The 18329-nt window shown below is 41.4% G+C and carries 18 protein-coding genes and 3 pseudogenes; 1 reads left to right on the forward strand and 20 read right to left on the reverse strand.

All coding sequences use genetic code 11. The annotated features are described in order from the left end of the window. Positions 1 to 83: 83 nt before the first annotated feature. The 12 genes from WKI42_RS05665 to gmk form a co-directional block, all read right to left on the reverse strand. Complete coding sequence (locus WKI42_RS05665; protein ID WP_368081409.1) at positions 84 to 1358, reverse strand: hydroxymethylglutaryl-CoA reductase, degradative; 1275 nt, start codon at positions 1356 to 1358, stop codon at positions 84 to 86. Beyond that, positions 1358 to 2530 (reverse strand): hydroxymethylglutaryl-CoA synthase, encoded by a 1173-nt coding sequence (locus WKI42_RS05670; RefSeq protein WP_368081410.1) that lies wholly within the window; start codon positions 2528 to 2530, stop codon positions 1358 to 1360. Before WKI42_RS05670 ends, WKI42_RS05665 begins: the two co-directional genes overlap by 1 nt. A gap of 130 nt (positions 2531 to 2660) precedes the next feature. Beyond that, entirely contained in the window at positions 2661 to 2909 is a 249-nt protein-coding gene (locus WKI42_RS05675) for a hypothetical protein (protein ID WP_368081415.1), read from the reverse strand. Between the two features lie 169 nt (positions 2910 to 3078). Continuing rightward, positions 3079 to 3528 (reverse strand): threonine/serine exporter family protein, encoded by a 450-nt coding sequence (locus WKI42_RS05680; protein WP_368081411.1) that lies wholly within the window; start codon positions 3526 to 3528, stop codon positions 3079 to 3081. 1 nt (position 3529) lies between these two features. Beyond that, complete coding sequence (locus WKI42_RS05685; protein WP_173306613.1) at positions 3530 to 4288, reverse strand: threonine/serine exporter family protein; 759 nt, start codon at positions 4286 to 4288, stop codon at positions 3530 to 3532. Between the two features lie 88 nt (positions 4289 to 4376). Further along, positions 4377 to 6278 (reverse strand): Stk1 family PASTA domain-containing Ser/Thr kinase, encoded by a 1902-nt coding sequence (pknB, locus tag WKI42_RS05690; protein ID WP_368081412.1) that lies wholly within the window; start codon positions 6276 to 6278, stop codon positions 4377 to 4379. Next, positions 6275 to 7015, reverse strand: coding sequence for a Stp1/IreP family PP2C-type Ser/Thr phosphatase (locus WKI42_RS05695; RefSeq protein WP_000406237.1), 741 nt, complete (start codon positions 7013 to 7015; stop codon positions 6275 to 6277). Before WKI42_RS05695 ends, pknB begins: the two co-directional genes overlap by 4 nt. A gap of 14 nt (positions 7016 to 7029) precedes the next feature. Next, the gene (gene rsmB / locus WKI42_RS05700; RefSeq protein WP_368081413.1) at positions 7030 to 8343 is read right to left on the reverse strand and encodes a 16S rRNA (cytosine(967)-C(5))-methyltransferase RsmB; all 1314 of its coding nucleotides are present in this window, start codon (positions 8341 to 8343) and stop codon (positions 7030 to 7032) included. Beyond that, positions 8336 to 9271: a methionyl-tRNA formyltransferase gene (fmt, locus tag WKI42_RS05705; protein ID WP_368081414.1), complete on the reverse strand. Its 936-nt coding sequence runs from the start codon at positions 9269 to 9271 to the stop codon at positions 8336 to 8338. The genes rsmB and fmt overlap by 8 nt, the downstream gene beginning before the upstream one ends. A gap of 12 nt (positions 9272 to 9283) precedes the next feature. Beyond that, entirely contained in the window at positions 9284 to 11680 is a 2397-nt protein-coding gene (locus WKI42_RS05710) for a primosomal protein N' (protein WP_173306609.1), read from the reverse strand. 65 nt (positions 11681 to 11745) lie between these two features. Continuing rightward, positions 11746 to 12060, reverse strand: a complete 315-nt coding sequence (gene rpoZ, locus WKI42_RS05715) for a DNA-directed RNA polymerase subunit omega (protein WP_173306608.1) — start codon at positions 12058 to 12060, stop codon at positions 11746 to 11748. A 24-nt stretch (positions 12061 to 12084) separates the two neighbouring features. Beyond that, positions 12085 to 12711: a guanylate kinase gene (gene gmk, locus WKI42_RS05720; protein ID WP_173306607.1), complete on the reverse strand. Its 627-nt coding sequence runs from the start codon at positions 12709 to 12711 to the stop codon at positions 12085 to 12087. Between the two features lie 245 nt (positions 12712 to 12956). Here gmk and WKI42_RS05725 point away from each other — a divergent pair, with 245 nt between their 5' ends. Then, positions 12957 to 13769 (forward strand): DUF4839 domain-containing protein, encoded by an 813-nt coding sequence (locus WKI42_RS05725; RefSeq protein WP_173306606.1) that lies wholly within the window; start codon positions 12957 to 12959, stop codon positions 13767 to 13769. Between the two features lie 70 nt (positions 13770 to 13839). Here WKI42_RS05725 and WKI42_RS05730 read toward each other — a convergent pair whose 3' ends face one another. From WKI42_RS05730 to WKI42_RS05760, 8 genes and pseudogenes are all read right to left on the reverse strand, one after another. Continuing rightward, positions 13840 to 15453, reverse strand: coding sequence for a ribonuclease Y (locus tag WKI42_RS05730; protein ID WP_000404934.1), 1614 nt, complete (start codon positions 15451 to 15453; stop codon positions 13840 to 13842). 84 nt (positions 15454 to 15537) lie between these two features. Next, positions 15538 to 15786, reverse strand: a pseudogene (locus tag WKI42_RS05735) (recombinase family protein); the annotation flags it as partial. Between the two features lie 149 nt (positions 15787 to 15935). After that, positions 15936 to 16721 (reverse strand): DUF6994 family protein, encoded by a 786-nt coding sequence (locus WKI42_RS05740; protein WP_173306604.1) that lies wholly within the window; start codon positions 16719 to 16721, stop codon positions 15936 to 15938. Positions 16722 to 16736: 15 nt separating this feature from the next. Then, complete coding sequence (locus WKI42_RS05745) at positions 16737 to 16877, reverse strand: hypothetical protein (RefSeq protein WP_000899898.1); 141 nt, start codon at positions 16875 to 16877, stop codon at positions 16737 to 16739. Continuing rightward, positions 16831 to 17334: pseudogene (locus WKI42_RS05750) on the reverse strand (KilA-N domain-containing protein); the annotation flags it as partial. The pseudogene WKI42_RS05750 and the gene WKI42_RS05745, both read right to left, overlap by 47 nt. 5 nt (positions 17335 to 17339) lie before the next feature. After that, positions 17340 to 17465, reverse strand: a pseudogene (locus WKI42_RS11085) (restriction endonuclease); the annotation flags it as partial. A gap of 207 nt (positions 17466 to 17672) precedes the next feature. Then, positions 17673 to 17927: a Txe/YoeB family addiction module toxin gene (locus WKI42_RS05755; RefSeq protein WP_173306603.1), complete on the reverse strand. Its 255-nt coding sequence runs from the start codon at positions 17925 to 17927 to the stop codon at positions 17673 to 17675. 3 nt (positions 17928 to 17930) lie between these two features. Continuing rightward, positions 17931 to 18185 (reverse strand): type II toxin-antitoxin system Phd/YefM family antitoxin, encoded by a 255-nt coding sequence (locus WKI42_RS05760; RefSeq protein ID WP_173306602.1) that lies wholly within the window; start codon positions 18183 to 18185, stop codon positions 17931 to 17933. Positions 18186 to 18329 lie beyond the last annotated feature (144 nt).

An 18329-nucleotide genomic window follows, 5' to 3' on the forward strand; every position in this document is an offset into this window, starting at 1 on the left:
CTTGCGGCTAGCTTCCTAGTTTACTCTTTGATTTTCATTGAGTATAAGCACAAGAAAACTCAGACCAATTCGTCTGAGTTTTTTTATGATCTTAAGTTTTCTAGATAACGCTGGGCAGTCTCTAAGTTAAAGGTTTTATCTGCGATGAGGCGCTCGACTATGGGAGCTACCTCGGATTCACTAGCACCTGCGAGGAGTGCTAAGGATTTGGCCTGCAATTTCATGTGGCCTTGCTGGATGCCTGTACTCACCAAGGCTTTGAGGGCCGCAAAGTTTTGGGCAAGCCCGATAGACACGATAATCTGGGCTAATTCTTTGGCAGAAGGATTTCCCAGTAATTCATGACTGAGAGCTACACGAGGGTTGAGACCGATAGAGCCACCCTTGGTCGCTACAGGCATGGGCAGGGTCATCTCACCGAGCAATTCTTCTGTCTCCAAGTCTAGACGCCAAGAGCTGAGACCTTGATAGCGTCCGTCTCGACTGGCAAAGGCATGGGCCCCAGCTTCGATGGCACGCCAGTCATTACCAGTGGCAATTAAAATGGCATCAATACCATTAAAAATCCCTTTATTGTGGGTAGTAGCTCGGTAAGGATCAGCCTGCGCAAACTGGCTGGCCAAAGCTATTTTCTCCGCAATCTCTCGTCCTTGCTCCTTTTGGCGACTCAAGTAGCGAAAGGCGATGCGACAGCTTGCAGTCACCAGAGAATCGGTCGCGTAGTTGGACAGAATTCCCATAAGACTCTGCCCCTGACTGAGTTCTTCTAAGACTGGTTTCAAGGCTTCCAGCATGGTGTTGAGCATATTGGCTCCCATGGCTTCCTGCGTATCGACATGGAGATAAACAACGAGGAAGTCTGTTTCGCCTTTAATCTGCTCTACATGCAAATCACGCGCCCCACCCCCGCGTTTAACGATAGAAGGATAGGCTTGATTGGCAAATTCCAAGAGTTCTGCCTTCTTGCTGGCAATCTTCTCTTGCGCTAAATCTGGATCAGCAACTTGATAAAGGGCTACCTGACCAATCATCTGACGCTCATGCACTTGAGCAGTAAAGCCACCTGCTCGCTTGATGATTTTACTTGCATAGCTAGCCGCAGCAACCACGGACGGTTCTTCTGTCACATAGGGAACTGTGTATTCCTGACCGTTGACGAGGACCTCTGGAACCAGCGAATAAGGCAGAGAAAAAGTTCCCACCACATTCTCACTCAGCTGGTCTGCCACAGTCACGCTCATCTGTTCATCCCGCTCCAGACTGGTTTGTTTTTCAGGACTAAGGAGCGCCTGAGCTTGTAACAGCTCGAGGCGCTCATGGTATGATTTTTTAGAAAATCCATTCCAACTTATCTTCATTATTTTTCAACCTTGCTATAACGGCGTTGGTGGTCGATAATTTCAACCAAGGCATAGTCTTGATTTTCAAAACCTGCAAACTGGGCAGAGTTTGTTTCATCCAAGTCCACTTCCTCAAAGAAGACTTTTTCATAGTCTGCAACAGACAGGACAGTACGTTGATTGAGTTTATTCAAGCGGTCTTTATCCAAATAAGCTTCATATCCTTCAACCAATTCACCACTGAAGAACTCAGCCACAGCCCCACTTCCATAACTATAAAGGGCGATTTTATCCCCAGCCTTCAAGCTATCTGTATTTTCCAAGAGAGACAAAAGTCCAAGAAAGAGAGAACCTGTATAGATATTTCCCACCTTTTGACTGTAAAGAATAGACTGGTCAAAATGCTTTTGCAAGAGGTCTTTTTTCTCTTGAGGCAGGCTCTTATCCATGATCTTTTTCAAGCCTTTTAGTGCTAATTTAGGATAAGGCAAATGGAAACAAACAGCCGCAAAATCATCCAAAGTAAGCTGGTAGCGTTTTTGATATTCAAGCCAAGTCGTTTTCAAACTATCCAAATATTGTTGGGTAGAATAAACACCATTTACATACGGAGTTGTCGAGTAATTTGGTCGCCAAAAATCCATGATGTCACGGGTTTGAGCCACATTGTCATTATTAAAGGTCATCATGCGCGGATTTTGTGTAATCAACATAGCAACACTGCCAGCACCCTGAGTTGGTTCTCCTGGAGTTTCAATACCGTATTTGGCAATATCACTGGCAATAACCAAAACTTTGGACTCTGGAGAATTTTCCACATGCAATTTGGCATAATGAAGGGCAGCTGTCGCTCCATAGCAGGCTTCTTTGATCTCGAAACTACGAGCAAAGGGCTGGATGCCAAGCAAGCCATGCACAAAGACGGCCGCAGCCTTACTCTGGTCAATTCCTGACTCGGTAGCCACAATGACCATGTCAATTTCTTGTCTTTCTTGCTCAGTTAAAATAGAGTCACTAGCACTGGCCGCCAAGGTCACGATATCTTCAGTTAGGGGCGCAATACTCAATTCCTTGAGCAAGAGTCCTTTGCTTAATTTTTCAGGGTCAATACCCCTCGCTTCTGCTAAGTCTTGTAATTTCAAGACATATTGACTGGTAGCAAAACCAATCTTATCAATACCGATTGTCATATTTACCTCTGTTTTATCATTCATGTAAAAAATCGTTCTATACTATTTTATCACAAATGGCAGTAAAAGAGAGAAAAAAGACTTGATTCACCAAATCAAGCCTCTTATTGGTCATAATTTCAAAGAATGATTAGTTGCTATAGAGCTCACCAACATAAGTAGCTTTATAGGCCCCATTCTCAGTTATCAGCTCCTGGAGGATTAAATTTCCCGAGTAAGTCCTTCCCATCTCATCTACAAATTCTTGATAAAACTGACTAGTCGGAATTTCTCTGACATCCTTATCAAATGTCTTGTCAAGTGTTTTACTAACCTTCTCAGCAATCAACTGATGCTCTTGCAATCCACTTTGAAACTCTGAAACCGAACTAGAAACCATGACTGGAATAAACAACAAGGTCAGTAGACTTACAGACAATAAGGAAAATAGTGATTTTTTCATGATTTTTCCTCCTTTCTATATATAGAATACTACACAAAGAAAGCGGTGTCAATATATTTATCTCTTTTTTCAGATTTTTCAGAAAATTCTTTTATTTCTGCAAATTTTACGATACTCGATGTATTCTTATATAATGATACAGTCTAAGAATCACTGTTCCGCTAGCCATTCCAATAGAGATTACCAAAGCCAGCATGACAACCAAGGTTGCACTTGCCAGCGCTTTATTATAGTCTCCTGTCACAAAAAAGGCAGTTGTCCGATAGGAGAGATAACCCGGAACCAGAGGTGCCAAGATGGCCAAGATAAATACCACAGCAGGTGTCTTATAAAGAATACTTAAAATCTGGCTGACACAAGAACCGATAATGGCCGCAATAAAGGTAGCTACAATAACATTGGTTGGTTCCTTGAGCAAGAGATAGATTAGCCAGACAGCCATGCCCAAAAGCCCTCCTGGTAAGAGCATAGACCGCTGAACATTGAGTACGATTAAAAAAGTGATGATAGCAAGAAGACTTGCTACTGCTTGTAATAAAAAGGTTGTTAGTGTCATATTAGTTCATCAATACCAAGGCGACAGAAGTTCCTGCCCCTAAAGCAAGGGTAATGAGCAGGGATTCAAACATCTTGCTCATACCAGAGTTTATGTGGTTGGTCATAATATCACGAACCGCATTGGTCAAGGCAATTCCTGGAACAAACGGCATGACCGCACCAGCTATAATCAAATCTGCTGTTGAAGGAAAGCCTGTGTAGCGAGCCCAAAACTGGGCAATCATCCCAAAGACAAAGGCTCCAGCAAAGGCTGTCACAAAGGGAATTCGGATAAACTTCTCCACATAGAGGGAAAAGGCAAAACCAAATAAGGTCGCCACTCCTGCCCCGATTGCATCGTAGATATTTCCACTAAACATAATTGAGAAGAAAGGGGCACTAAATGTCGCAGCCATAGTCACCTGCAACTTGGTATAAGGAAGGGGTTGAGCTTGTAAAGCCGTCAATTGCTTGAAGGCCGTCTCTAAATCAATCTGCCCCCCAACCAGCTGACGAGAAATCTGGTTGACATCGCAGACTTTTTCGATGTTATAAGAAGAGGAGGTCACTCGCTTCATGCGCGAAATATTGGTGTTTTCAATGGAGAAAAAGATAGCAGCAGGCATGGCAAGAACATTGCAATCCACAATCCCCTGCGAATGCGCAATACGAATCATGGTATCTTCTACACGATGAATCTCTGAACCACTTTTAAGGAGAATGGTTCCTGCTAGCATAATCACATCGATAACAGCGTTTAATTCTTTTGACTCTTCCATGCTTTCCTCCTTTTATCAACTCTTTCTATTCTATCACAAATCTGGACTCAAAAAAAATCTTTGCCATGAAATCATGACAAAGATTCATTTAATCACGAGAATTTTCGTGGTTGCCTTCACTACTTGATTGAGTAGGACCAGGTGCATTCTCTCGTTGATTTCCTTGTTGGTTCCCCTGACTTGGTGTTGTAGTAGAACCTTGGTTTCCACGTTGGGCTGGTGCTGATGATGACGTTGACGGCGGTGTTTTTGGTTTGTAGATTGAAATCTTGACACGCGTCTTAGTCAAATCAACCTTTTCACCTGCTTTTGGACTCTGTTCAACGACTGTACCTTCAGCAGTTCCAGCGGGAGCTGTCGACACTTCTACAACTTCAATATTGGCTTCTTTAATACCGACAATTTGAACGAGATTATTTTTAGTAAATTCGAGACTAGATCCTATATAACTTGGCATAGCAACGCTGGTTACTTTCTTAGCAACGGTTAAGGTAATCGTTGAGGCCTTGCTCAAATCATAGGTTGTTCCGGCAACTGGACTCTGTCTGAGAACGGTTCCTGCTTCGCTCTCACTTGATTCCTCTTCTTCAATCTTGATGAGATTTTCAGGAACCTTCTTCTGCTTGAGTTCTGCGATAACATCTGTCGATTTACGGCCGATATAGTTACTCAATTGGAAAGATTGCTTGCCTGATGAGACAACCAAATTGATTTTCGTTCCTTCTTTTCGACCAGTTCCAGCGCCAGGATCTGTACGGATAATCCGCCCCTCTTCCACCTTTTCACTAGCCTCTGTCTTCTCCTCGCCAATCTCAAAATTGGCTTTCTTGAGGGTTTCCTTGGCCTCCGCAACTGTCTGACCTGCCACATCTGGAATGGCAATGGTTGCAGCAGTTCTGGATAAGATCCAAATCAGAGAGGCTGCCACCAATACAAGGCTAGCCAAAAAAATCAGGTAACGCATCTTAAATCTACGTTTTTTCGGTGCTTGTGGTTGGTAAGTTTCCTCTGTCACAGCCTGGCTTGTTTTTTTGATTGGTTTGTGTTCTGTCTGCGCTTGAACCTTAGGAATCGAAGTCAAGGTGCTCTGGGATACTTTTGGTAGAGTCTTGGTGTCCGCCTTAGTCGCATCGTCAAAGACCAGTTTTGGTTCATTACGACGATTATAAGACAAACTACTAGACAAATCTACATACATTTCAGCAACTGATTTATAGCGATCTGTCAATTTTTTAGCAGTTGCCTTGATAACAACATTCTCCAAAGCCTGGGGCACAGATGGATTCTCAGCAATAACGGACGGCAGTGATTTTTGGAAATGCTGGAGGGCGATGGTCACTGCACTATCCCCATCATAAGGGATATGGCCTGTCAGCATCTCATAGAAAATAATCCCCATTGCATAGATATCACTTTGTACAGTCGCCTTCGAACCACGCGCCTGCTCTGGTGACAAGTAATGAACTGAACCCAGCATCGAGTTAGTCTGAGTCAGACTCGTCTCAGCAAAGGCTACTGCAATCCCAAAGTCTGTAACCTTGACAGTCCCATCTGGTGTCAAGAGGATGTTTTGAGGTTTCAAGTCCCTGTGAACAATTCCTCTGGTATGGGCCAAACGCATGGCTAGGAGGATTTGTCCCATGATACGGACGGCTTCTTCATTAGAAAGAGGATAATGTTCCTTGATATAGCGTTTAAGGTCAAGTCCAGCCACATACTCCATAGCTAGGTACTGTTGACCGTCTTCCTCGCCAATATCTGTTATCCGAACGATATGAGGATGGTCTAAATCTGCCATAGCTCTCGCTTCACGCTGAAAACGAGCCACAGCTATCGGGTCTGTCTGGTAGTTGGTTCTCAGAACCTTCACTGCCACTTCTTCCCCGTCCAGAATCAAATCTTTGGCCAAGTAGACATCCGCCATGCCTCCTCGACCAATTTGTTTGACAATCCGATAGCGTCCGGCAAAAATCTTGCCGATTTGGATCATTCTGCATCCTCCTCGTTCATAGAAACAAGGGCAACCGTAATGTTGTCTAAACCTCCTGCATTGTTAGCAAAACGAACAAGTGTCTCCGTTTTATCTGCCAAAGGAATATCACTGGTTACAATATCACGAATCTCACTGCCTGAAATCATGTTGGTCAAACCGTCACTATTGAGCAAGAGATAGTCACCTGACTCAAGGATAACTGTCCCAAAATCAGGCTGAATTTCATCTTTTTGCCCAATAGACTGGGTGATAATATTTTTTTGCGGATGAGCTTCTGCCTCTTCTGGTGTCAATTGACCAGCCTTGAGCAATTCATTGACCAAGGAATGGTCGCTCGTTAACTGATGGTATTCTTCTCCACGAATCAAGCCGATACGCGAATCACCAATATGAGCATAGATAGCCTGATTATCAATAATAGCAAGGACTTCCAAAGTAGTTCCCATGCCTCTGTAAGCTTCATCCTGACCAAGCTGGTGAATCTTTTGATTTTCAATTTCTAGGTAATGGGCGAACCATTCACGCACTTCATTGACTGTATCGATTTGGGTATCAACCCAAGCTATACCTAGGTCTGTTACCGCCATTTCACTAGCGATATTCCCTGCGCGATGACCTCCCATCCCATCAGCTAAAATAATCATGGTACGTCCAGCTCTATTGACATAGTGGTTGACATAGTCTTGGTTATTTGTTCGTTTCTGACCAACATCTGTTAATAATGAAATTTCCATGTGTCAGTTCCTTCCTAATCCGATATCTTGCGAAATTGACTGATGAAGAATCCATCACTTCCATACAGTTCAGGTGTAATGAGGATACAGCCATCTTTCATGATATCCTTACATTCATGTTCTAGTTTTACCTGCTCGAACTCGGGATGACTTTCTAAAAACGCCTCAACGACTTGAAAATTCTCCTCTGAGACAATAGTACAGGTACTATAAGTTATTATACCACCTTTGCCTAGTGTTTGACAAACACTACCTAATATTTCTAGCTGAATTTCCTGTAAGGACGCGAAATCTGCCGTTTCTTTATTGTATTTGATGTCTGGTTTTCGGCGCAAAAGACCGATTCCTGAACAGGGAGCATCTACTAAAATCTTGTCAAAGGAATTCTGACCAAAAAGCTCATGCACCTTTCTGGCATCCAATTTTTGAGTTTGAACCCGATCTGCGACTCCTAAACGCTCCGCATTTTCTTGGATTAAGTCCAACTTGTGATCATACAAGTCTAGAGCAGTAACCTGACCTGTCGTGAGATAAGAGGCTATATGGGCTGTTTTCCCACCCGGAGCCGCACAGGCATCTAGAACCTGCTCATTGCCTTGTAAATCAAGAGTTGGCGCAACCAATTGACTGGACTCGTCTTGGATGGTAATGGCTCCATCTGCAAACAAATCATGGCCTGCAAAATGCCCTTGCTCCTTAACCAGACCAGAAACAGACAAGGATGAATCACTAGCCTCTAACAAGGCTTGTATTTCCTCTTTTCGGCTTAAATCAGTCACACGAATACTGGCCTTGTTTCGCACTAAAAGACTTTCAAAGATGGCTTGTGCTCGCTCTTCTCCGTATTCTTCCTTAAGTTTAGACACGAGCCAAACTGGGAGAGAATAGGCAACGGAATCACGCTTATTTTTTCGTTTGATGCTGGTGATATCTGGCCAGCCTTCACGTAGAATACGACGAAGGACAGCATTGACCAATTTTTCACTGCCTTTTTTACGAACTTTGGCTAATTCCACTGCTTCATTAACCACCGCATGGTCTGGAATTTTGTCCAAATAGCGGAGTTGGTAGGCACTCATGAGAAGAAGGACATAGAGCCAACTATCTAACTGGTCTCTGTCCTCAATAAAGTGGGATAGGTACCATTCCAAAGTCAGTTTGCGGGCTACCGTTCCATAAACAATCTCAGTTACCAAGCTCTTATCCGTTGCCGAAAGTTGGCTTCCCTTGAGATGCTTATTTAAGGCAATATTTGAGTATGCTTGATTGATAAAGACATCCTCTAGCACTGCCAAAGCTAGACTTCTAGCCGTTTCTACTTTAGTCACCAAATCGTTCTCCTACTGTCAATGTCCGTCCAACACCGTTGAGGAAGGAAGCGATATCCATCTTAGGTTTGCCAGCTGGCTGCACTTGTTTGAGGGATAGAGCCCCTTCTGCCGTTGCGACAATCAATTCTTTATTGCCGATAGAGAGGATTTCTCCTGGAGCTCCCTGACCTTCTACAGCTAGAGCTTCATAAATCTTAAAGCGGTCGCCCTTGAGGAAAGTATGGGCAACCGGCCAGGGGTTCATGCCACGGATTTGGTTAAAGAGTTGACGATTGGTTTTGTTCCAGTTCAGTTTTTCTTCCTCTGGCTTGATATTTGGCGAGAAAGTAACCTGACTTGGATCCTGCGCTTCAGGTTTGATGTCACCAGCAATGTAGGCAGGCAAAGTATCCAAAAGCAAATCACGACCAACAAGAGCTAATTTCTCAAACAAGGTACCGACATTGTCCTCATCCGTGATCGGAATACTGCGACGAGAAATCATATCCCCTGCATCCATTTCCTTAACCATCTCCATTATAGTCACACCAGCTTCCTCATCCCCTTGAATCAAGGCATAATGGATAGGCGCACCACCACGGTGTTTAGGAAGGAGGGAGGCGTGGACATTGACCGCAAAATCCATGCTATCAAGTAGTTTACTTGGAAGAAACTGCCCAAATGCAGCAGTCACAATTCCATCCGCTCCTAGTTTCATAATCGCTTCCATTTCTGGACTTCCAGATAATTTTTCAGGTTGGTAGATAGGAAGTCCAGCCTCCTTGGCAGCCTGCTTGACTGGGGTTTCTTGGATCACTTTTTTACGGCCGACAGCACGGTCTGGCTGGGTCACAACGGCTAGAATTTCGTAACGGTCATCTGTCAAAAGTCCTTTTAAGACTGTTGCTGAAAAGTCGGGTGTCCCCATAAAGATTAATTTTGTCATATCTTCTCCTTCTTATAAAAATTGCTGCGGCTCATGGTCAATGCTGAGACGGAGCTCACTATTTTCCCGTTCTTGAGTCAGAGCCAAGACCTGGTTGAGGGTCGGCCCAAGCTCATCTTCTAAACGGTATTTAATTAAAATCTGGTAATGATAGAGGTTGTGGGTACGGGCAATGGGCTTGGGCGTTGGACCAAGAATGTGACTAGTTTCAGACAAACCTGACCGCAAAATATTCATGACTTCATAAGCACGTTTGACAACCTCTTCTTCTTTCTTGTGAGAAAGGGTAATGCCAATCGTGAAATAGTAAGGTGGATAACCAAGTTGTCGTCTAATACCCATTTCATAGGCATAAAAGCCTTCGTAGTCCTGGTCTTTTGCAAATCGAATAGCGTAGTGCTGAGGATTGTAGGACTGTATCAAGACCTGCCCAGCTTTTTCGGCACGACCTGCCCGACCTGCCACCTGAGTCAAAAGTTGGAAGGTTCTCTCAGAAGAACGGAAATCAGGCAGATTCAAGGCTGTATCTGCATTGAGAACTCCAACTAGAGTAACATTGGGAAAATCCAATCCCTTGGCAATCATCTGAGTACCTAGTAAAATATCTGCTTCCCCTCGGCCAAACTGGTCAAGCAGAGCTTGATGACTACCTTTCTTACGAGTCGTGTCCACATCCATCCGCAAAATGCGGGCCTGCGGAAAGAGTTCTGCCAGCTCATCATAAGCCTTCTGGGTTCCCGTCCCGTAGTAACGAATACTGCGACTCTTACAGTTAGGACAGACCTGAGGAATGTCTTTCGAAAAACCACAATAATGGCAGTTCATGTTCTTGGTATCCATATGCAAGGTCAAGGAAATGTCACAGTTGGGACAAGTATCCACGGTCCCACACTCCCGACACATGACAAAGCTAGAATAGCCACGACGATTGAGCATGAGAACCACCTGCTCTTTTTTAGCCAGACGGTCCTGAATGACTTCTAGCAAAGGGGGCGTAAAGTTTGACGTCTCGTTTTGTCCGATATAGTCCCGAAAATCAATCACTTGAACCTTGGGAATAGTGGCCTGAGGATTGGCGCGTTGGGTCAGACGCAAGTGTTGATAGACGCCTTTGCCAGCACGCGCCCGGCTCTCTAAGCTCGGTGTCGCGGAACCAAGAACCAATGCCGCTTGATTATATTGGGCCCGTAAAATAGCCACCTCTCTGGCATGGTAACGGGGATTACTGTCCTGCTTATAAGTCGCTTCATGCTCCTCATCGATTATCATAACACCTAGATTTTTCAGCGGAGCAAAGATGGCAGATCTGGCACCAACCACAACTTGAGCATCTCCACGTTCTACCTTGCGCCATTCATCATACTTTTCACCATTGGACAAGCCTGAGTGAAGAATAGCCACTTTCTCACCAAAACGTGCTATAAAACGCTCCGTCATCTGAGGAGTCAGGGAAATCTCAGGCACCAGCAAAATAGCTGTCTTGCCCTTGTCCAAAGCTCCTTGGATTATTTGTAAGTAAACCTCGGTCTTCCCACTTCCTGTAATCCCTTGAAGGAGGAAGGGGGGCTGATGACTACCAATAGCACTGACAACCGCATCACGCGCCTGTCTTTGCTCTGGATTCAACTCCAAAGGCTGACTTGCCTCAATGCCTTCAAAATAAGCAGCCGAGCGTTGCACTTCCTTTTTGACTATGGTCACAGCACCTTGTTCCACAAAGAAGTTAACTTGCTCCCGCGAGTAGGAATCTAACAAACTAGCCAAGGAATCACTCTCTGGATGAGACAGCAGATAGTCTCTCAGTTCTAACTTTTTCTTGGCGCGTGCAGAAATCTCTACACCTTCTAACTGAACAAGGTCAACCTCATACCAAGACTGGGTCTTGACCTTCTTCTGATCGACAGCCTGATATTCCAGGCCAAGTAGACCTTTTCTAGTCAAACGCATCATTTCGGCTTGCTTACCTAAATCCAGAGAAGAAAAGGCAAGCGAATCTTCTGAGCCAAATAGACGCTCTCGATCTTCCTGACTCAAACCTTCCAAAGGATAGAGAATCTTGTCATAGCTGGAGTTCAGAAATCCCGGCAACATAGCCTTGAGGATGGAAATTTTATAGGAGAAGACAGATTTGCGTAACTCCTCAGCCAGCCAGAGTTGTTCTTGCGTGAGAACAGGAGAAAAATCCAGCACCTCTGCAATATCTTTTAAATCTTGCTCCATCTCTTCTTCATCTGGTTGGGACTCCAAACCAAGAACAATCCCTTGAATCAGGCGATTGCCCTTACCAAAGGGCACATGAACCCGCATCCCAACTTCCAGCATTCCCTCAAACTCCTCAGGAATCCTGTAACTATAGGGCTGGTCCGTCTGCATCAAAGGCACATCTACGATAATCTTGGCTATAGCCATCTTCTCACCTCCTCCTTGTCAGTACATTCTTGCAATAGAAAAAATAAGATTGAGTCCCCCCAACCTTAAATTTTTTCACCTTCTTCTTTTTCTTTAGCGATTTGCTCTTTGATTTTCTTTTCTTCTTCTTCTTTGCGGCGTTTTTCTTCTTCGATACGGCGACGCACTGCTTCACGTTTTCCTTCTGGATCTGGGTGAATCGTAACGTTTCCTGATTCGATTTCTTCTAAAGCGCGAAGAGTTGATTTTTCAGATTTGAAACCTTGAGTTGCTGGCGCACCTGCTTCCAATTCGTGGGCACGTTTTGCTTCCAAGATTACGAGTGAATATTTTGAAGGAACCTTGTCGAGCAAGGTATCAATAGAGGGTTTTAACATCATTTGCTTGTACCTATTTTCTAAATTTTATCGGGTAGTTGGAGATTTTGGTAACATCTCCTGATAGTGACCAATGACACGATCCACACGGAAGTGCTCTGCTTCGATCACACGTTTGACACGCTCAGCAGCTAGGGGCACCTGATCGTTGACAATCGCATAATCATACTCACGCATGAGGGCAATTTCTTCCTTGGCTTTTTCGATTCGTTGGACAATCACTTCTGCACTATCTGTTCCACGACCTACCAAACGATCTTGCAATTCATCCAAATCTGGTGGTGTCAGGAAGATAAAGACAGCATCTGGAACCTTTTTCTTGACCTGAAGAGCGCCCTGAACCTCAATTTCAAGGAAAACATCGATTCCCTTGTCCAAGGTTTCATTGACATAGGTCAGAGGAGTTCCATAGTAGTTGCCGACATATTCTGCATATTCCAACATCTGACCTTGACGAATCAGCTCTTCAAACTCTTCACGAGTACGGAAGAAATAGTCAATACCATCCACTTCTCCAGGACGTTGTGCGCGCGTCGTCATCGATACAGAGTATTGAAATTGGTTTTCAGAACTCTCAAAAATCTCTCTTCTAACCGTTCCTTTTCCAACCCCTGAAGGACCAGAAAAAACGATTAGTAAGCCTCGGTCTGCCATTGTATCTCCTTTTAGTCAGTCTGTAAAAATAAAATAAAATTTTCCTTCAGATAGTAGCATTTTACACAAACTATCCTTCTACAGTCTTTCTATCTAGTGTAACAAAAAAGCAGTAATTTTTCAACTGCTCTTTCTTATTTATTTAGCATAATCTATGATTTATACAATGTAGCCCCTTTAAAAAAGACTTGCCTTTTTATTCCATTTAAGAGATAATGAAACTACTAATATAAAAGGAGAGATTTATGCCAATTTATAAAGGAAAAAATGTCGATGAAGCTATTGAAAATGGCTTGTATGAACTCAATCTCAAAAAAAATGAGGTTAAAATCAATATTATTGAAGAAGGAAATGCTGGAGTATTTGGTTTTTTTGAAAAAGAAGCTGAGGTTGAAATTACACCATTAAGCCCACTGGAATTGAAGGTAAAAAAACTAATTCCATATTTAATTGGTGTTGCTGTAATATTTATTATTCTTTTGTTGGTGCTATTTGGAGGAAACTCAGATAAGTCAACTTCTGTTCCAACTTCCACATCTACAGAAACTAGTTCCATTGTGGAAAAATCCGTCGAAAAAACAAATGAGGCATCATCTACATCACAAAGTTCTACATCTATTTCCTCTAGTTCAACTAGTACCTCATCAAGTTCTACCGAATCCTCGTCAACAAGTCCATCCCAATCAGCTGTCATCACGACTGAAAATAATGAGGAATTTAAAGCACTATTGCAGACTGAAGATTCAAACACAATAACAGATTTTGTTCAAAAACATAAAAATCAAACTATTGAATTCGATGGAAATATTGCCTATCTATCCAAATTAAAATCAAAGTATGATGTTCTCATACATTCTGGAGATTATCATCCTGATGAAGCTTCAGGTCCTAATTTCAAAATTCCTCAAATTACTATAATATCAAACCCTATATTTAATTCATTTAATGGTGACGATATTAAGATAGGGCAGAATATACATATAAAAGCAAAAATCGGAAATTATAACACTACTCAAGATTTAATCTATATATCCCCAATTGAGATTTCACCTCGATAATATAACGAATTATTTTCAAATAATTTATTCAAAAAAACTGAAGTCAGATTGCACTGACCTCAGTTTTTTATTATTTAGCATAATCTACTGCACGAAGCTCGCGAATCACGGTTACCTTGATATTTCCTGGATAATCGAGATTGTTTTCAATTTTCTCACGAACTTTGTGAGCCAAGATTGTGACTTTGTCGTCCTTGATTTGTCCTGGATTGACCATGATACGGATTTCACGGCCTGCTTGAAGGGCAAAGCTATTTTGTACCCCTTCAAAGCCGTTCGCAATTTCTTCCAAATCATGAAGACGCTTGATGTAGCTTTCAAGAGACTCACTACGAGCACCTGGACGTGCCGCGCTCAAGGCATCTGCTGCAGCGACAATCACTGCAATGACACTTTCTGCTTCAACATCGCCGTGGTGACTAGCAATCGTATTCACCACAACTGGATGTTCCTTGTACTTACGTGCCAATTCCATACCGATTTCAACGTGGCTACCTTCAACCTCACGGTCAATAGCTTTCCCAATATCATGAAGGAAACCTGCACGACGGGCAAGAGCTGCATTTTCACCAAGCTCGCTCGCCATGATACCAGCCAACTTAGCAACCTCAATCGAATGACGCAAGACATTTTGTCCATAAGAGGTACGGAACTGCAAACGTCCCATAATCTTCATCAAGTCTGGATGAAGGTTTGGCGCACCAATTTCATAGGCAGCAGCCTCACCGTATTCACGAATCTTATTGTCAATCTCTTGACGGTTTTTCTCAACCAACTCTTCGATACGAGCTGGGTGGATACGACCATCTTTGAGCAACATTTCCATAGTCATACGAGCAATCTCACGACGAATCGGATCAAATCCTGACAAGGTCACCACTTCTGGTGTATCGTCGATAATCACATCGACCCCTGTCAAACTTTCAAAGGTACGAATGTTACGACCTTCACGACCAATAATGCGTCCCTTCATAGTATCATCTGGCAGATGAACTGTTGAGTTTGTTGACTCCGCTACATATTCACCAGCGATACGTTGCATAGCTTGAACCAGGATGTCCTTGGCCATTTTGTCAGAACGTTCCTTAACCTCTTGCTCGGCTTCGCGAATGCGGCTGGCAATCTCCTTGGTCAAGTTTTCCTCTGTCTGTGCCAAGATAATATCTCGTGCTTCTGCCTGAGACAGAGCACCAATACGCTCTAACTCTGCTTCTTTTTGTCTTTCGACTTCCTCTAATTGCTCTTCACGCGCATCAAGGTTTTTCGCTCTATCAGAAATACTTTGTTCTTTTTGTTCAAGTGTTTGTTCTTTACTCGTCAAATTGTCGTCCTTACGGTCGAGGCTAGTAGCTCTCTCGGTCAAACGACTTTCGATTTGTTTGAGTTCTTGACGTTCTGATTTGAATTCAGCGTCCACTTCTTCACGGTATTTTCTGGCTTCTTCTTTGGCCTCCAATAGTGCTTCTTTTTTAAGAGACTTGCTTTCACGCTTGGCTTCATTAACAAGTAAATCTGCTTCACGCTCAGCTTGTCCACGTAAATTAGTTGCTTCTTGTTCAGCATTTAAAAGCATCAACTCCGCAGCTTCCTGAGATGATTTCATCTTGGCTGAGATGCTGACATATCCAATGACTAAACCAATGATGACGGCAAAAACAGCAATCGCAAGCGACATGATTTCCATGTTTTTACCTCATTTTATTGTTATTCCGAATGACATACATTCTTTTACATTCTACCATAAAAAAGTGATTTTCACAAACCTAAAATGGATATCGCTAACATCCGCATTATCACTATCATAGTTATCATTTACAGATATAAAGCGAATACCTTTTTCAGGAAATATCTTTTGTAAGTACTTTCCTGACTCGATATAATCTCTGCCGAAACGAGATAAATCTTTTACCATAATGATAGAAAACTTTCCTTTATTCAGGTCATCAATCATATTCTTAAAATTTGGTCGCTCAAAATTAGAACCACTATGTCCATCATCTACATATTCATAGGATAATTCAATAGATTTCTCTTCTACCTCCAAAAAGCAAAAAGGATAAATTTCCCCTACACTTTAATAGTGAAAATTTATCCCTCTTGGTAAGCTCTTTTATTAATTTTTTTGATAAAGAAAAAGCACATTTTATTTAACTGGTGCTGAAATCTTTATAATAACATTTTTTTAGTTCTTTCTAGAATAATGATATTAAGATTTTTCATATATCTTATATATTCTTCTTCTCTCCTAGCAATCCTAATATCTTCTTTATCTAAAAAGACAACCTGATTGTTCTCTAAATCTGATTTAATTAAATCTATAATTTTATTTTGCTCATATATAAATCCTTCTAACTTAAAAAACTCGACAAATTTCTCAAATCCATTTTTACAATTATCATCATCAAAAAATAGTTCAAACCATTCACGGTAATTCTCTATAGCATAATCTATTTTTGAATTATTATTTCCCGCAAACCATTCTTTTATAGCATATAGTGTTAAATCAAAACGATCATAATATCCTTTATAAATTCCATTCTTGATTCTAGGTTTTCCACCTCTAGCTGTATTAACGGTTTCTGATTTTCCACCACCTCTAGGGAAAAGAATGTATCCACCTATTGTTCTTGAAATACTCAAATGATCTAAAATTATTCTGTCATTTAATCCTGCCTTTTGTGCCCAATAAATAGAGGCTCCTATATAATCACTTGATAATAAATACTTATCCTTATCAATAAATAAAGTATAAAAATCTCCATTTCCAAAGTTTTGGCATTTATTACATACAGATGTTATTTTAAGTTTTTCTTTTGAATCATCATCAAAAAACATCTTACATAAATCATCGTACAACGCCTTACTACATACATCAGGATCCTTTCTATTATATAATGAAAAACCTTTGGGAAAATAAGGATATAAATCAAATAGATAATTTTTAAACTTCATATTTATTATTCTCCATTAAATCTTTTTAGGAAATTTAAAGTCAAATTTTCCTCCAAGCACACCCGCACTTACTCCCGCAACTACTACAAGTGTTGTACTAATTGTTCCTATTTTCTTCACGCCACTGTTTAGCTCTTTTGTTAAATAAAACAACATTGATCATATCTGCTTCACTTACATACTTGTAAGACAACTGTTCGTTGGTAAGATCTTTTAAGAGATATTCTTTGATTGCATCTGTATGAATTTTGTAGTTAATCTTAGAAATTTCTCTATTCAAATTCCAGCCTAATGATATCTTAGAATTTTAATCTGACTTAAGTCTTTTGTAATCCTGAATTACATACATCTTAAATTCAGCAGAAATACATGAAGCAAATTCAAAGGCAATATCTGTATGTGCAAATGCACCGCCATATCTTCCACCTTTTGAGATAATTCCGATTGCTCCAGTTTTCTCTACCCATTTCTTAGGAGACAATGTAAATGAATTATATCCAGCTTCCGATTTAATTCGGTCGAATTCGACCGAATTGAAATTCATGTTGTTTAAGCTTTTCCATAAACCAAGAAACTCAATTGTATCTTTTCTTCTCATCCAATTTTTAATTACATCACTCGATACTTATCCGAACGATAAGCTCCACGTAAGGTGTTCGCAATCGACCAAACTGCATTGACTACATTTGAAATCTGAACATCGTTCGACTGGAATATCGGTAGTTTTTCTTTAAAATTAGACATTTGCTTCCCCTGTTTTTATGATTTACAATTCTCTTCATTATACCACAAAATAAGAGTTATAAAGCGGATTCAAGGACAAAAATTGTGATCGCTATACTAAACTTCTTTTCTTTTTTTATCTTAGGAAATCTGATATTCTCCAAAAAATTTTATCTTCAATTTGCTAGCTAAAATTTCTAAAATAAAAAAGCCTACTTTTCAGTAAACTTAGTAGTAATCTTTGAAGGACAAGAAAGCGATGCTATCTCCATCAATCATATAAATCAAGCGATTTTCTGCATCAATACGCCGTGACCAGGCTCCTTGGTAATCATACTTGAGTGGTTCTGGTTTACCTATTCCTGTAAAGGGATCACGTTGAATATCCTTGATTAGTTTATTGATTCTTTTTAACGTTTTCTTGTCCTGAGTTTGCCAGTAGCAATAATCTGCCCAGGCATCTTCTGTAAACTTGAGTAGCATTCATCACTCCTCACTCACATGGACCTGAGTGCTTCCAGCACGAACTTGAGCCATTCCTAGCAAGACCTTGTCAGATAGTGCCTTGTTTTGAGCGATTCTTAGGGTTTCTTGAATACTATCCCACTCGCTCTTTGAAAGGACAACAATATCCTCATCAGGATTTTTATTGACCACCGTCAAAGGCTCAAATTCATCATTTGCCTTCTTCATATAGTCTTTTAAATGATTTCGGAATGTTGAGTAAAGGACTGTTTCCATAACCATACCTCATTTTACCTCTTTTCCACTATTATACACAAAAAGAAAGAAATTGTCAGGAACTTGTACAAGATTTTCTTTTCTATCTATTTATACTCAATGAAAATCAAAGAGCAAACTAGGAAACTAACCGCAGGCTGTACT

Origin of the sequence: Streptococcus pseudopneumoniae (assembly GCF_038148935.1) — a bacterium.
GTDB lineage: Bacteria > Bacillota > Bacilli > Lactobacillales > Streptococcaceae > Streptococcus > Streptococcus pseudopneumoniae_U.